The organism is Methylobacterium sp. 092160098-2 (assembly GCF_028920805.1).
GTDB lineage: Bacteria > Pseudomonadota > Alphaproteobacteria > Rhizobiales > Beijerinckiaceae > Methylobacterium > Methylobacterium fujisawaense.
Window position 1 is genome coordinate 2723245 of the sequence record NZ_JAQPZJ010000001.1, and the last position, 13506, is coordinate 2736750.

The window sequence follows — 13506 nt, forward strand, 5'->3', positions numbered from 1 at the left end:
CCGGACGACGTCGCCTCTGTCACACGCCTGACGCGGTCCGGCCGCTAGCGGACCGGACCACTCGCTTCATCGATCGAGGGATCCGCATGCTTGACGCCACGGTGCCGGCCCTGTCCCTCGGCGCGCTTCTGGCCCTCGTCCAGATCGTCAGCATCGGCGTCGCGGGCCGGCGCCTCGGCCGGAGCCACGGGCCGTCGCGGTTTCCGGACGGCGCGCCCGTCTCCGTGGTCCGTCCGCTTCACGGGATCGAGGCTTACAGCGAGGAGATGCTCACCCGGAGCTTCCGCCTCGACTACCCGTCCTACGAGCTGATCTTCTGCGTGGCCGACCCCGGGGACCCGATCGTGCCGATGGTCCGGCGGCTGATCGCGGCCCATCCGCGCGTGCCCGCCCGCCTGATCCTCGGCGACGAGCGCCTCTGCGAGAACCCGAAGCTCAACAATTGCCTGCGGGGCTGGCGGGCCGCCGCTTACGACTGGGTGGTGCTCGCCGATTCCAACGTGGCCATGCCGCCGGACTACCTCCAGCGGCTCCAGGCGGCGTGGCGGGACGATACCGGCCTCGTCTGCTCGACCCCCGCCGGGGCGCGCCCGGGCAGCTTCATGGCCGAGGTGGAATGCGCCTTCCTGAACACCCTGCAGGCTCGCTGGCAATACGCCGCCGAGGCGTTCGGGCTGGGCTTCGCGCAGGGCAAGAGCATGCTGTGGCACAAGCCCTTTCTTGAGGCGCAGGGCGGCCTGCAGGCGCTCGCGGCCGAGATCGCCGAGGACGCGGCCGCCACCAAGCTCGTCCGGGCCGCCGGCAAGCGGGTCCACCTCGTGGCGAGCCCGTTCGAGCAGCCGCTCGGGCCGCGCGGCTTCCAGGAGGTCTGGGCGCGACAGCTGCGCTGGGCGCGCCTGCGCCGCGTGACCTTCCCGCTGTTCTTCGCTCCCGAGATCGGCAGCGGTGTCCTGTTGCCGGCGCTTCTCATCGCCCTCTGGGCCGGCAGCTTCACGGGCCTCGTCGGCGCTGCCGGCCTCGCCGGCCTGTGCTATGCCGCCGAGCACCGGCTCGCGATCCGCGCGGGCTGGCACCGTTCGCCCCGCCTGCTGGCGGCCTTCCTGGTGCGCGACGCCCTGATCCCGGCGATCTGGCTCGGCGCCTGGATGCAGAGCGCCATCGTGTGGCGGGGCAACGCCATGGACGTGCGCCCCCGGCGGGCCGCCGAGGCGCGTCCCTACGCGCCGACGGCCTGACGGCGGCCGACGATCGGAGGCCGAAAGGTGTCGCGCCGCTACGCTCTCTACTGCCTGCCCGCCCCGGGTTCCCGGCTGGAGGCCTTCGGCCGGTCCGTCCTCGGCACCGACCCCGTCTCGGGGGCGGCGGTCCCGCACCCGGAGGGCTTGAGCGACCTCGCCGCCGTCACGGCGGGGGCCCGGATCTACGGGTTCCACGCCACCCTCAAGGCGCCGCTGCGCCTCGCGGCGGGCACCACGGAGGCGGATCTCGTCGCCGCCACCCGTGACCTCGCGGCCGCGCACCCGCCGGTGGCGGTGGGCCCGCTCCGGGTCGCCACCCTCGGGCCGTTCCTCGCCCTCGTGCCGGAAGCTCCCCCGCCGGAGCTGGGGCTCTTCGCCGCCGAGTGCGTCGCCGCCCTCGACCCGTTCCGTGCGCCGCTCACCGAGGCCGAGCGCGCCAAGCGCCGCCCGGAGCGCCTCGACCCGCGCGGGCGGGCGCTGCTGGCGCGCTGGGGCTACCCGTACGTGTTCGAGGCCTTCCGCTTCCACATGACCCTGACCGACGCCCTGCCGGAGGCGGAGCGCGAAGCCTGGCACCGGCGCCTGTCCGAGGCCTACGCCGCCGCGGGGCCGGAGCCCCTTGTGATCGACGCCGTGTGCCTCCTGACCCAGGACGGGTCCGGCCCGTTCCGGCTCCTGGCGCGCCTGCCCTTCGGAGAGCCCCGTGGTTGACCGTCCCCTCGGACTCGAACCCGCACGCGATCCCAGCGCCCGGGTCGTGGATTGCCGCCTCGGTCACTACACGGAGGTCGGCGCGCGAACCCGCCTCACCGAGACGATCCTCGACGATTATTCCTACATCGGTCAGGATTGCGAGGTGATCTACACGACCATCGGCAAGTTCTGCTCGATCGCCGCCAGCGTGCGGATCAATCCCGGCAACCACCCGATGGAGCGCGCGTCGCAGGCGCATTTCACCTACCGGGCACGAGCCTACTGGCCGGAGGAGTCCGACGAGCCCGCCTTCTTCGACCGGCGCCGGGCGAGCCCGGTGGCGATCGGCCACGATGTCTGGATCGGCCACGGCGTCGTTGTCCTGCCCGGCCGCACCATCGGCACCGGCGCCGTGGTCGGCGCGGGCGCCATCGTCACCCGCGACGTCGAACCCTACACGATCGTTGTCGGCAATCCCGCCAAACCGGTCCGGCGCCGCTTCCCCGAGGCCGTCGCCGAACGTCTGATGCGCCTGGCATGGTGGGACTGGGATCACGAACGGCTGCGCCGGGCGCTTCCGGATTTCCGCGGCCTGCCCATCGAAGCATTCCTCGAGCGCTATGAAGTTTAAGCCGGCTATCAAAATGTAAGAATTGCGCCGGCAAACATAACCGATCTGTATTCGTCATCCAATCGTCGTGAAATCGGCGTTTACCTGCGGCCATTCCCCGGCGGATGGTGGCATGCTGGTTATCGAGGATCTCACGCGCCAGTACGGCGACCGGCGCGCCGTCGACGGCGTGTCGCTCCGGATCGAGCCCGGCAGCTTCGTCGGCGTGATCGGCCGGTCGGGCGCCGGCAAGTCGACGCTGCTGCGCCTGATCAACCGGCTGGCGGACCCGAGTTCGGGGCGCATTCTCCACGACGGCCGTGAGGTCACCACCCTGCGGGGCCGCGACCTGCGCGAATGGCGGACCCGCTGCGCCATGATCTTCCAGCAGTTCAACCTCGTCGGCCGCCTCGACGTGATGACCAACGTGCTGATGGGGCGGCTCAGCCACGTGCCGAGCTACCGTTCCCTGCTGCGGCAATGGTCCGCCGAAGACCGAGCCATGGCGCTCGCCGCCCTGGAGAGCTTCGACATGGGCGAGTTCGCCGGCCAGCGCGCCGACGGCCTGTCGGGCGGGCAGCAGCAGCGGGTCGCTATCGCCCGCGCCCTCGTGCAGGAGCCCGAGATCCTGCTCGCCGACGAGCCGGTGGCCTCCCTCGACCCGCGCAACACCCGGCTCGTGATGGACGCGCTGGCCGAGGTGAACCGGCGCTACGGCATCACGGTGCTGTGCAACCTGCATTCCCTCGACCTCGCGCGCGCCTATTGCGACCGCCTCGTGGGACTCGCGGCCGGGCGGGTCGTGTTCGAGGGCGGACCGTTCGACCTCACCGAGGACGTGGCGCGCCGGCTCTACGGCCTGGAGGCCGGCGAGGTGCTGGACGATTCCGCGCAGCGCGAGGCGGAGCAGCGGGCCGCGATGCCCGGCCGGCCCGGTCTCGTGCCGGCGCGGCCGGTCCGCGAGGCCGCCCTCGGCGCCTGATCCGGGCCCTCCAAGCCCCAACAACCATTCGGGAAACGCCCGACCGGCCTCCGGCCGGCCGAACTTCCTGCCCTACGCCGTCACGAAGGACGACACGATGATCACCCGACGCACTCTCGCCGGCGCCGCCGCGGCTCTCGCCCTCCTCGGCCTGCCGGCCGCCGCCCATGACTGGAAGGCCCAGTATCCGGAGCTGACGCTCGGCGTGATCCCGGCCGAGAACGCCTCGGGCACCGCCGACCGCTGGGCGCCGCTCACCGCCTACCTGACCAAGACGCTCGGCGTGCCGGTGAAGCTGCGGGTGGCGAGCGACTACGCCGCCGTCATCGAGGGCCAGCGGGCCGGCAACATCCAGATCGCGTGGTACGGACCGGCCTCCTTCGCGCGGGCCGTGATGACCGGCGTGAAGATCGAGCCGATCGTCAACCAAAAGCACGAGACCGGCGCCTCGGGCTACTATTCGGTGGTCTACGTTCTGGCCTCCAGCCCCTACAAGACCGTCGAGGATCTCAAGGGCAAGAACCTCGCCCTGGTCGATCCGAACTCGACCTCCGGCAACCAGGCGCCGCGCTTCTTCCTGAAGCGGGCCGGCTACGACGTGGAGAAGTTCTTCGGCAAGACCTTCTACGCGGGCAGCCACGAGAACGCCGTGCTGGCGCTCACCCAGGGCACGGCCGACGCCGCCGCCAACCTGTGGAATTCCGAGACCGACACGATGGTCACCCGCATGGCCGCCAAGGGCATGCTCAAGAAGCCCGACGGCACGCCGATGCAGCAATCGGACTTCCGGGTCGTGTTCAAGTCCGACTTCCTGCCGGAGGGGCCCTTCGCCATGCTGACGAGCCTGCCGGACGACCTGAAGGCCAGGATCCGCGACGCCTTCGTGGCCCTGCCGAAGGCCGACAAGGCCGCCTTCGACCGTCTCTCCGACGGCAAGGATCAGGATCTGACGCCGGTGACCCTCAAGGATTATCAGCCGATCATCGACATGCTGCGGTTCAACGACGAGCAGCGCCGGAAGTCCTGATCCGGGCCCGCCCGCCTTGCGCGGTCTGACACCCCTGTCGCCGGAGCGGGAAGCCGCCCTCTCCGGTCTCTACGCGGCGGCGACCGGCGCTGCGCGCCGCCGCACGCTGGCGGGCTTCGCCCTTGTGGCGGCGCTCGCCCTGGTCGCCGGCTTGGTCGCCGAGGTGCGGCCGCTGGTCTTCGCCGAGAACATCGGCAAGTTCACCGCCTACATCCAGCAGATCCTGCCGCCGATCAGCCTCGAGCATCCGCTCGAGGACGTCCGCAGCTGGTACTGGGGCCTGCCCAAATGGCTGGGCCTGCTGGGCGAGACCCTGCTCATGGCCTATCTCGGGACGCTGCTCGGGGGGCTCGCGGGCTTCGCCCTCAGCTTCGTGGCCGCCGCCAACCTCGTGCGGTCGCGCCTGCTGCGCGTCGGCGCCAAGCGCCTCCTGGAATTGTGCCGCACCGTCCCCGAGGTGGTGTTCGCCCTGATCTTCGTGATCGCCTTCGGGCTCGGCCCGATGGTGGGCGTGCTCGCCATCGCGATCCACACCACGGGGGCGCTCGGCAAGCTGTTCTCCGAGGTGGTCGAGAACATCGACATGCGGCCCGTCGAGGGCCTGTCGGCCTCGGGCGCCACCTGGGTCCAGACGGTACGCTTCGCGGTGCTGCCGCAGGTGCTGTCGAACTTCGCCTCCTACGCGCTGCTGCGCTTCGAGATCAACGTGCGCGGGGCCGGGGTGATGGGCTTCGTCGGCGCCGGCGGCATCGGCCAGGAATTCCTCGTGGCGATCCGAAATTTCTACTACGCGGACGTGAGCGCGATCCTCGTGCTGATCATCCTGACCGTGTTCTGCATCGACCTCGCCACCGAGCGGGTCCGTCACCGCCTGATCGGCGCGGAGCAGGCCCGATGAGCCCGCGTCCCGAGGCCCTGCGGGCGGCGGCCCGGGCCGACCTCGCCCGCCTGCGCGCGCGCTACCCCGCGCAGTTCCGCACCGACTGGCCGGGGCGGGCGCGGCTCGCCGCCCTGCTCGCCGTCCTGATCGGGCTCGCGGCGTTCGGCTACTGGCGCCTCGACTTCTCGATGGCGCGGATCCTCCACGGGCTCGGGCGGCTCGGTACCTTCGCGGTGCTGATGCTGCCTCCGTCCCCGGAGGGCCAGTTCTGGACCTTCCTGCACGCGCTGGGCGAGACCCTGGGCATCGCCTTCCTGGGCACGCTGACGGCGGCGGTCTTCGCCTTCCCGGTGGCGTTCCTGGCGGCCCGGAACGTCGTGCCCAACCCCTTCGCGCGGTTCGCCGTCCGCCGCGGCCTCGACGTCATGCGCTCGGTGGACGTGCTGATCTGGGCGCTGATCTGGATCAACGTCGTGGGCCTGGGCCCCTTCGCGGGGGCGCTCGCCATCGCGTGCTCGGATTTCGGGGCGCTCGGAAAGCTGTTCTCCGAAGCGATCGAGACCTGCGACAAGCGTGCCGGCGAGGGCGTCGTCGCCTCGGGCGGCTCGCGCCTGCACCGCATCCGCTTCGGGCTGATCCCCGGGGTCCTGCCGGTGCTGGCGAGCCAGGTCCTGTACTTCTTCGAGTCGAACACCCGGTCGGCGACGATCATCGGCATCGTCGGCGCCGGGGGCATCGGTCAGTACCTCACCGAGCTGATCCGCGTGCTGGAGCTGCAGCAGGTCGCCTTCCTGGTGCTGATGATCCTCGTCACCGTGGCGGCGATCGACTGGGTCTCGACCCGCCTGCGCCGGGCGATCATCGGGCCGGCGGCGCGCTGAGTCGCCGGCCCGATAAACCGCCGATCACCCGCCGATCACCAGCTCCACCCGGTCGGCGGCGAACAGGGTGCGGTTCGCCTGGATCGGAACGCCGGCGGGATCGATGTTGACGCTCGACACCACCAGAACGACCCGCCCCGGGGCGATGTCGAGGCGCTGCGCCTCCGCGGAATCGGCCGGCCGGGCGCGGATGCGCGTCGAGAGCCGGGTATAGTCGTGCAGGCCGCAGGCCGCGAAAGCCCGGGTGATCGAGCCGCGCTCGGCATAGGCCTCGGCGAAGCCCGCGAAGCGCGGCAGCGGCAGCCAGGTCAGCGCCGTCGAGAGCGGAGCGTCGTCCGCCCGGTGGACCGTCAGCAGCTCCAGGATCGGCGCGCCGGGGGCGAGGGCCAGGGCTGCCGCCTGCTCGGGCCCGGCCGGGACCGTGGTCGAGGCGACGAGGTCGCCCCAGGCCTCGCGTCCGGCCCCGGCGACGATCTCGGAGAACCGCGTGCGCGGCCCGATCGGGTAGGCGAGGGGTGCCTCCTCCACGAAGGTGCCCCGGCCCTGGCTGGCGCGCACGAGCCCGCCCTCGGCGAGCGCCGCGAGCGCACGTCGCACGGTGTGCCGGTTCACGGCGAAGCGCGCCGCCAGGGCGGCCTCGGCGGGCAGCTGCTGTCCCGGCGGATAGCGCCCCGCCGCGATCTCGGCCGTCAGCGCGTCGGCGATCTGCCGCCACGCCGTCAGACCCTCGCCCCGGACGAGGCCGGGTGCCTGCTCCTGCGCATCCATCCTGTCATCCAAACTTCATTTGTGCGGCGCACGCCAGTTGTCTATACACCTATACAACTGAGCGACGGAGGGATTCGCGATGACGACGAGCCCGAGACATCCGGCATCCGAGGGGGAGATCGGGGCGCGCCAGGCCGTGATGGCGCTCTGTGCCGAGGCGAGCCGCACGGACCTGGAGGCGGCCCTGTCGGTCCTCGACACCCCCGCCGCCGCGGATCTCCGGCCGCCGGAGACGGGGCTCGTGATGGCCTCAGGCCGGATCGGCGGCGACGGGCGCCCGTTCAACCTCGGCGAGGTCAGCGTGACCCGGGCCGCCATCCGCCTCGCGGACGGTCCGGCCGGCTTCGCCTACCATCTCGGCCGCGACCGCACGAAGGCGCGGCTCGCCGCGATCCTCGACGCCCTCTGGCAGGACCCGGACCGGCGCGCCCGGGTCGAGGCCGCCCTGGCGCCCGCCGCCCGGCGGCTCGCGGCGGACCGGCAACAGGCGGCCCGGCGCACGGCGGCCACCCGGGTCGACTTCCTGACCCTCGCCCGCGGAGACGATTGAGCATGCTCGCCCCCGGCTTCGCCGATCCGGTCCACGACGCGCAGGGCACCTTCCGCGCCGTGATGGACGCCCTCGCCCGCCCCGGGCTCGTCCGGCCGCTCGCCCCGTTCCTCGCGCCGCCCGCGCCGCTCACGCCGGAACTGGCCGCCGTCGCACTGGCGCTCACCGACGCCGACACGCCGGTCTGGCTGGATCCGGCCCTCGCCGAAGCCGCGGACGTCGCGGCTTACCTGCGCTTTCACACCGGCGCGCCGCTCACCGACGACCCGGCCCGGGCCGCCTTCGCGCTGGTCCGCGAGTCTCGACGCTGCCCGCCGCTGGGCCGGTTCGCCCTCGGCACGCCGGCCTACCCCGACACCTCCACCACCCTGGTGCTCGCCCTCGACACGATCACGGACGGGCAGGGGCTGAGCCTCTCCGGCCCGGGCGTCCGGGGCACGGTCCGGGTCGCGCCGGGACCTCTGCCGGACGGCTTCGCGGCGCAGCTCGCCGAGAACCGCGCCGACTTTCCGCTGGGCGTCGACCTGATCCTCACCGCGCCCGGCCGCGTGGCCGGTCTGCCGCGCTCCACGACGGTCACGGAGGCCTGACCCATGTACGTGGCCGTGAAGGGCGGCGAGGCCGCCATCGACAACGCCCATCGGCTCCTCGCCGAGGCCCGCCGGGGCGACCCCGCCGTTCCGGAACTCTCCGTGGCGCAGATCCGCGAGCAGATGGCGCTGCTCGTCGACCGGGTGATGACCGAGGGCTCGCTCTACGATCCGGACCTCGCGGCCCTGGCGCTCAAGCAGGCGCGCGGCGACGTGGTCGAGGCGGTGTTCCTGGTCCGCGCCTACCGGACCACGCTGCCCCGCTTCGGTGCCTCCGCGCCGGTCGACACCGGCACCATGGCGGTCGAGCGCCGGGTCTCCGCGACCTTCAAGGACCTGCCCGGCGGGCAGGTGCTCGGGCCGACCTTCGACTACACCCACCGGCTCGTCGACTTCGCGCTCGCGGCGGATACCGCCTCCGAGCCCGCCGCCGAGGCCGAGCCGCGCGCCGATGCCGGAACCTGCCCGCGGGTCACCGACCTGCTGGCCCAGGACGGGCTGATCGAGGCCTCGCCGCCGGACGACGGCGCCCCCGTGGGCGACCTCACCCGCGAGCCCGTGGATTACCCCGCCGACCGGGCTCTGCGCCTCCAGGCGCTCGCCCGGGGCGACGAGGGCTTCGTGCTCGGCCTCGCCTACTCGACGCAGCGCGGCTACGGCCGCACCCACCCGTTCGTCGGCGAGATCCGGGTCGGCGCGGTGGCGGTGGAGTTCGTGCCCGAGGAGCTGGGCTTCGCGGTCCCGCTCGGCCGGGTGCGGCTCACCGAGTGCCAGATGGTCAACCAGTTCAAGGGCTCGGGCGCGGCCGCGCCCCAGTTCACCCGCGGCTACGGGCTGAGCTTCGGGCAGAGCGAGCGCAAGGCCATGGCGATGGCCCTGGTGGACCGGGCGCTGCGCGCGGAGGAGCTCGGCGAGCCGGTGGCGAGCCCCGCCCAGGACCAGGAATTCGTGCTGGCCCATTGCGACAGCCTCCAGGCGACGGGCTTCGTCGAGCACCTGAAGCTCCCCCACTACGTCGACTTCCAGGCCGAGCTGGAGCTGGTCCGGCGCCTGCGCGCCGAGTTCGAGCGCAAGACCGAGACCGTCGAGATGCAGGAGGCCGCCGAATGAGTGCGACAGGGATGTCCCCCTTCCTTGGTGGCTCCGCTTCTCGGGAGCTTCCGGGCCGCGCGCCGGATGACGCGCAGGTTCCCTCTCCCGAACGGGAGAGTGGGCTCGTCGCGTCAGTCCTCGACGCGGCAGCAAGCACGCGCGGCTCCGGCTACAACTTCGCCTATCTCGACGAGGGCACGAAGCGGATGATCCGCCGCGCCATCCTCAAGGCCATCGCGGTGCCGGGATACCAGGTACCCTTCGCCTCCCGCGAGATGCCGATGCCCTACGGCTGGGGCACCGGCGGCGTGCAGGTCACGGCGGCGATCCTCGGGCAATCGGACGTGCTCAAGGTCATCGACCAGGGGGCCGACGACACCACCAACGCGGTCTCGATCCGCCGCTTCTTCGCCAAGACCTCCGGGGTGGCCACCACCACCCGCACGACGGAGGCGACGGTGATCCAGACCCGCCACCGCATCCCCGAGACGCCGCTCACCGAGGGGCAGATTCTGGTCTATCAGGTGCCGATCCCCGAGCCCCTGCGCTTCCTCGAACCGCGCGAGACCGAGACGCGCCAGCTCCACGCGCTGGCCGAGTACGGCGCCATGCACGTCAAGCTCTACGAGGACATCAGCCGGCACGGGCACATCGCCACCACCTACGCGTACCCGGTGGAGGTCGCCGGCCGCTACGTGATGGACCCGTCGCCGACGCCGAAATTCGACAATCCCAAGATGGACGACTGCCCCGCGCTCCAGCTCTTCGGCGCGGGCCGCGAGCGGCGGATCTACGCGGTGCCCCCCTACACGCGGGTGCGCAGCCTCGATTTCGAGGATCACCCGTTCCGCGTGCAGGAATTCACGCAGCCCTGCGCCCTGTGCGGCGCCAGCGGCCACTACCTCGACGAGGTGGTCACCGACGATTCCGGAGGCCGGATGTTCATCTGCTCCGACACCGACATCTGCGAGACCCGTGTCGCGGAGGCGGCCCGATGAGCGCGCCGCTTCTCTCCGCCCACGGCCTGACCAAGACCTACGGCAACCGGCTCGCCTGCGCGGGCATCGACCTCGACATCACGGAGGGCGAGGTGCTGGCCATCGTGGGCGAGTCCGGCTCGGGCAAGTCGACGCTCCTGTCGCTGCTCGCCGGCGAGCTGGCGCCCGATTCGGGTGAGGTCCGCTACCGGATGCGCGACGGGCAGACCCGCAGCCTCGCCGATCTCGGACCCGCCGCGCTGCGCCGGCTGATGCGCACCGACTGGGGCTTCGTCCGGCAGGACGCCCGCCAGGGCCTGCGCATGGCGGTCTCGGCCGGCGGCAATGTCGGCGAGCGGCTGATGGGCATGGGCGAGCGCCATTACGGCCGGATCCGCGGCCAGGCGCTGGACTGGCTCGGCCGGGTCGAGATCGAGGCCGGCCGGGTGGACGACCCGCCCAGCCAGTTCTCCGGCGGCATGCGCCAGCGCCTCCAGATCGCCCGCAACCTCGTCACCGGGCCGCGCCTCGTGCTGATGGATGAGCCGACCTCCGGCCTCGACGTCTCGGTCCAGGCCCGGCTCCTCGACCTGATCCGGCGGCTCTCGGCCGAGCTCGGCCTCGCGGTGATCATCGTGACCCACGACCTCGCGGTGGCGCGGCTGCTCTCGCACCGGATCGCCGTGATGCGGGCCGGCCGGGTGATCGAGACCGGCCTCACCGACCGGGTGCTCGACGATCCCGAGCACGCCTACACCCAGCTCCTCGTCGCCTCGGTGCTCGCCGCATGACTGCGCTTCTGACCTTCCAGGACGTCGCCAAGAGCTTCACCCTGCACCTGCGCGGCGGGATCGTCCTGCCGGTGGTGGGCGGCGTGAGCCTCGTGGTCGAGCCCGGCGAGTGCGTGGTGCTCGGCGGCCCCTCGGGGGCGGGCAAGTCCTCGCTCCTGAAGATGGCCTACGGCAATTACCGCTGCGATGCCGGCGCCATCCGGGTCCGCGACGGCGAGGCCATGGTGGACGTCGTCCGGGCCGATCCGCGAGTGGTCCTGGCGCTGCGGGCGCGGGTCATCGCCTACGTGTCGCAGTTCCTGCGGGTGATCCCGCGGGTCCCGGCCCTCGACGTGGTCGAGGCCGCCGGCCGCGAGGGCGGGTTGTCCGAAGAGGCCGCCCGCGCCAGGGCCAAGGACCTCCTCGCCCGGCTCAACCTGCCCGAGCGGCTCTGGGGCCTGCCGCCCGCGACCTTCTCGGGAGGCGAGCAGCAGCGGGTCAACATCGCCCGGGGCCTGATCGCCGACCGGCCGCTCCTGCTCCTCGACGAGCCGACCGCCTCCCTGGACGCGCAGAACCGCGCCGTGGTGGCCGACCTCGTGCGCGAGAAGCTGAAGGCCGGCGCCGGCGTGCTCGGCATCTTCCACGACAGCGAGATGCGCGAGGCTGTGGCGACCCGGGTGGTCGATGTCACCCGCTTCGCGCCGCAAGCCCGGGCAGCCTGAGGAATTCACGATGGACGACTTCATCCTCGAGAACGCGACCCTGGTCCTGCCCGACCGGGTGCAGCGCGGCTGGCTCGCCGTCTCCGACGGGGCGATCATCGAGATCGGCGAGGGCCGGGCGCCCGCGCGCGGCCTCGATTGCGGCGGCGATTACCTGATCCCCGGGCTGATCGAGCTGCACACCGACCATCTGGAGAGCCACTACGCGCCGCGCCCCAAGGTCCGCTGGCATCCGCTCGGCGCGGTGCTCGCCTACGACGCGCAGATCACCGCCTCGGGCATCACCACGGTGTTCGATTCGCTCCGCGCCGGCAGCGACCCGGACGGCAGCGGCCTCGGCTCCGAGCTGGAGCAGCTCGCCGGCGCCATCGCCGCCGCGCGGGCCGGCGACCTGTTCCGAGCCGAGCACTTCACGCATCTGCGCTGCGAATTGCCCTCCACGGATGTGCTCGACACGGTGGCGACCTTCACCGCCCGCTACCCGGTGGGGCTGATCTCGCTGATGGACCACACCCCCGGCCAGCGGCAGTTCCGCGACATGGAGAAGTACTACACCTACGCCACGCGCGGCGGCCGTCCCATGGAGGAGATCCGCGCCAACACCGAGCGCAAGATCCGCGACGGTCGGTCGCTGAATGCGAAGAACCGGCCGGCCCTGGTCCAGTTCGCCCGCGAGATGGGGATCCCGCTGGCGAGCCACGACGACACCACCCTGGCGGATGTCGACCTCGCGGTCGGCGAAGGCGTGCGGCTGGCCGAGTTTCCCACCACCCTGGAGGCGGCCGAGGCCGCGCACCGCCAGGGCATCACCGTGATGATGGGCGCGCCGAACCTGATCCGCGGCGGCTCGCATTCCGGCAACGTCGCCGCCCTGGCGCTGGCCGAGGCCGGGCACCTCGACATCCTCTCGTCGGACTACGTGCCGGCGAGCCTCTTGATGGCGGCCTTCCTGCTGCCCGAGCAGGCACCGTCGATCACGCTGCCTGAGGCGCTGGCCACCGTCACGGCGAATCCCGCCCGCGCCACCGGGCTCACCGACCGGGGCGCCCTGGCGCCCGGGCTGCGGGCCGATCTCGTGCGCGTGCAGCGGGCCGAGGGCGTGCCGGTCGTCCGCGAGGTCTGGCGCACCGGCCGGCGGGTCGCCTGATGCCGGGCTGCCTCGTCCTCGTGGTCGGCCCGAGCGGCGCCGGCAAGGACACGCTGATCCGGCTGGCCCGGGCGGCCCTCGCGGACGATCCGCGCTACGTCTTCCCGCGGCGTCTCGTGACCCGGCCACCCTCGGCGGACGAGGACAACGACGAGATCGACGAGGCTGCCTTCGCGGATGGCTGCGCGGCCGGCCGCTTCACCTTGAGCTGGCGCGCCCATGGCCTCGGCTACGCCCTCCCGGCGGAGGCCGGAAGGCGCGCCGCCGACGGTCAGGTGGTGATCTGCAACGTCTCGCGCCGCATCGTCGCGGAGGCGCGGAGGACCTGCCCGCGGGTGAGCGTCGTCGAAGTCACCGCGCCGCCCGAGATCCTGGCGCAGCGTATCGCCGCCCGGGGCCGGCCGCAGGACGGCGACCTCGCCGCGCGTCTCGCTCGGGAGGGCGACGTCGTCGCGGATCTGACGATCCTCAACACCGGCTCCCCGGGCGACGCCGCGTCGCAACTCGTCGCGCATCTGCGCGCCTGCTGACGGGACATCTTCGTCCCACGCCGGGTGCGACTGCCGGGTCGCGGCG

At 72.4% G+C, this 13506-nt stretch carries 16 protein-coding genes; 15 read left to right on the forward strand and 1 reads right to left on the reverse strand.

Going from position 1 to position 13506, the window contains the following annotated elements:
• The first annotated feature begins 86 nt into the window (after positions 1 to 86).
• The 7 genes from PQI07_RS12850 (at position 87) to phnE (PQI07_RS12880) (ending at position 6311) form a co-directional block, all read left to right on the forward strand.
• Entirely contained in the window at positions 87 to 1235 is a 1149-nt protein-coding gene (locus PQI07_RS12850) for a glycosyltransferase (protein WP_053611241.1), read from the forward strand.
• 27 nt (positions 1236 to 1262) lie between these two features.
• The gene (locus PQI07_RS12855) at positions 1263 to 1949 is read left to right on the forward strand and encodes a DUF1045 domain-containing protein (RefSeq protein WP_274926744.1); all 687 of its coding nucleotides are present in this window, start codon (positions 1263 to 1265) and stop codon (positions 1947 to 1949) included.
• Positions 1942 to 2562: an LbetaH domain-containing protein gene (locus tag PQI07_RS12860; RefSeq protein WP_043355958.1), complete on the forward strand. Its 621-nt coding sequence runs from the start codon at positions 1942 to 1944 to the stop codon at positions 2560 to 2562. The genes PQI07_RS12855 and PQI07_RS12860 overlap by 8 nt, the downstream gene beginning before the upstream one ends.
• Before the next feature lie 112 nt (positions 2563 to 2674).
• Positions 2675 to 3523, forward strand: a complete 849-nt coding sequence (phnC, locus tag PQI07_RS12865; protein ID WP_043387936.1) for a phosphonate ABC transporter ATP-binding protein — start codon at positions 2675 to 2677, stop codon at positions 3521 to 3523.
• Between the two features lie 97 nt (positions 3524 to 3620).
• Positions 3621 to 4550: a phosphonate ABC transporter substrate-binding protein gene (gene phnD, locus PQI07_RS12870; RefSeq protein ID WP_274926745.1), complete on the forward strand. Its 930-nt coding sequence runs from the start codon at positions 3621 to 3623 to the stop codon at positions 4548 to 4550.
• 16 nt (positions 4551 to 4566) lie between these two features.
• The gene (phnE, locus tag PQI07_RS12875) at positions 4567 to 5448 is read left to right on the forward strand and encodes a phosphonate ABC transporter, permease protein PhnE (protein WP_043355022.1); all 882 of its coding nucleotides are present in this window, start codon (positions 4567 to 4569) and stop codon (positions 5446 to 5448) included.
• Positions 5445 to 6311, forward strand: coding sequence for a phosphonate ABC transporter, permease protein PhnE (gene phnE / locus PQI07_RS12880; protein WP_075380846.1), 867 nt, complete (start codon positions 5445 to 5447; stop codon positions 6309 to 6311). The genes phnE (PQI07_RS12875) and phnE (PQI07_RS12880) overlap by 4 nt, the downstream gene beginning before the upstream one ends.
• Positions 6312 to 6335: 24 nt before the next feature.
• Here phnE (PQI07_RS12880) and phnF read toward each other — a convergent pair whose 3' ends face one another.
• The gene (gene phnF / locus PQI07_RS12885; RefSeq protein WP_043387929.1) at positions 6336 to 7079 is read right to left on the reverse strand and encodes a phosphonate metabolism transcriptional regulator PhnF; all 744 of its coding nucleotides are present in this window, start codon (positions 7077 to 7079) and stop codon (positions 6336 to 6338) included.
• A gap of 79 nt (positions 7080 to 7158) precedes the next feature.
• Here phnF and phnG point away from each other — a divergent pair, with 79 nt between their 5' ends.
• From phnG to phnN, 8 genes are read left to right on the forward strand one after another with little or no spacing between them, the layout of a single operon-like run.
• Entirely contained in the window at positions 7159 to 7629 is a 471-nt protein-coding gene (gene phnG / locus PQI07_RS12890; RefSeq protein ID WP_170861899.1) for a phosphonate C-P lyase system protein PhnG, read from the forward strand.
• Positions 7630 to 7631: 2 nt separating this feature from the next.
• A complete protein-coding gene (phnH, locus tag PQI07_RS12895) occupies positions 7632 to 8219 on the forward strand; it encodes a phosphonate C-P lyase system protein PhnH (RefSeq protein ID WP_274926746.1) in 588 nt (195 codons plus the stop codon).
• A gap of 3 nt (positions 8220 to 8222) precedes the next feature.
• A complete protein-coding gene (locus PQI07_RS12900; protein WP_043387925.1) occupies positions 8223 to 9329 on the forward strand; it encodes a carbon-phosphorus lyase complex subunit in 1107 nt (368 codons plus the stop codon).
• A gap of 11 nt (positions 9330 to 9340) precedes the next feature.
• A complete protein-coding gene (locus PQI07_RS12905; protein ID WP_274926747.1) occupies positions 9341 to 10309 on the forward strand; it encodes an alpha-D-ribose 1-methylphosphonate 5-phosphate C-P-lyase PhnJ in 969 nt (322 codons plus the stop codon).
• Positions 10306 to 11079: a phosphonate C-P lyase system protein PhnK gene (gene phnK, locus PQI07_RS12910; RefSeq protein WP_075380844.1), complete on the forward strand. Its 774-nt coding sequence runs from the start codon at positions 10306 to 10308 to the stop codon at positions 11077 to 11079. Before PQI07_RS12905 ends, phnK begins: the two co-directional genes overlap by 4 nt.
• Complete coding sequence (phnL, locus tag PQI07_RS12915) at positions 11076 to 11783, forward strand: phosphonate C-P lyase system protein PhnL (protein ID WP_043351240.1); 708 nt, start codon at positions 11076 to 11078, stop codon at positions 11781 to 11783. The genes phnK and phnL overlap by 4 nt, the downstream gene beginning before the upstream one ends.
• A gap of 10 nt (positions 11784 to 11793) precedes the next feature.
• A complete protein-coding gene (locus PQI07_RS12920; protein ID WP_274926748.1) occupies positions 11794 to 12930 on the forward strand; it encodes an alpha-D-ribose 1-methylphosphonate 5-triphosphate diphosphatase in 1137 nt (378 codons plus the stop codon).
• A complete protein-coding gene (phnN, locus tag PQI07_RS12925; protein ID WP_274926749.1) occupies positions 12930 to 13460 on the forward strand; it encodes a phosphonate metabolism protein/1,5-bisphosphokinase (PRPP-forming) PhnN in 531 nt (176 codons plus the stop codon). The genes PQI07_RS12920 and phnN overlap by 1 nt, the downstream gene beginning before the upstream one ends.
• Positions 13461 to 13506 lie beyond the last annotated feature (46 nt).

Bases quoted from the DNA above. Each gene is read 5' to 3' on its own strand.
- PQI07_RS12850 (WP_053611241.1), top strand. From the start codon at position 87: ATGCTTGACGCCACGGTGCCGGCCCTGTCCCTCGGCGCGCTTCTGGCC.
- phnC (WP_043387936.1), top strand. From the start codon at position 2,675: ATGCTGGTTATCGAGGATCTCACGCGCCAGTACGGCGACCGGCGCGCC.
- phnD (WP_274926745.1), top strand. From the start codon at position 3,621: ATGATCACCCGACGCACTCTCGCCGGCGCCGCCGCGGCTCTCGCCCTC.
- phnE (WP_075380846.1), top strand. From the start codon at position 5,445: ATGAGCCCGCGTCCCGAGGCCCTGCGGGCGGCGGCCCGGGCCGACCTC.
- phnF (WP_043387929.1), bottom strand. From the start codon at position 7,079: ATGGATGCGCAGGAGCAGGCACCCGGCCTCGTCCGGGGCGAGGGTCTG.
- phnG (WP_170861899.1), top strand. From the start codon at position 7,159: ATGACGACGAGCCCGAGACATCCGGCATCCGAGGGGGAGATCGGGGCG.
- phnH (WP_274926746.1), top strand. From the start codon at position 7,632: ATGCTCGCCCCCGGCTTCGCCGATCCGGTCCACGACGCGCAGGGCACC.
- PQI07_RS12900 (WP_043387925.1), top strand. From the start codon at position 8,223: ATGTACGTGGCCGTGAAGGGCGGCGAGGCCGCCATCGACAACGCCCAT.
- PQI07_RS12905 (WP_274926747.1), top strand. From the start codon at position 9,341: ATGTCCCCCTTCCTTGGTGGCTCCGCTTCTCGGGAGCTTCCGGGCCGC.
- phnK (WP_075380844.1), top strand. From the start codon at position 10,306: ATGAGCGCGCCGCTTCTCTCCGCCCACGGCCTGACCAAGACCTACGGC.
- phnL (WP_043351240.1), top strand. From the start codon at position 11,076: ATGACTGCGCTTCTGACCTTCCAGGACGTCGCCAAGAGCTTCACCCTG.
- PQI07_RS12920 (WP_274926748.1), top strand. From the start codon at position 11,794: ATGGACGACTTCATCCTCGAGAACGCGACCCTGGTCCTGCCCGACCGG.
- phnN (WP_274926749.1), top strand. From the start codon at position 12,930: ATGCCGGGCTGCCTCGTCCTCGTGGTCGGCCCGAGCGGCGCCGGCAAG.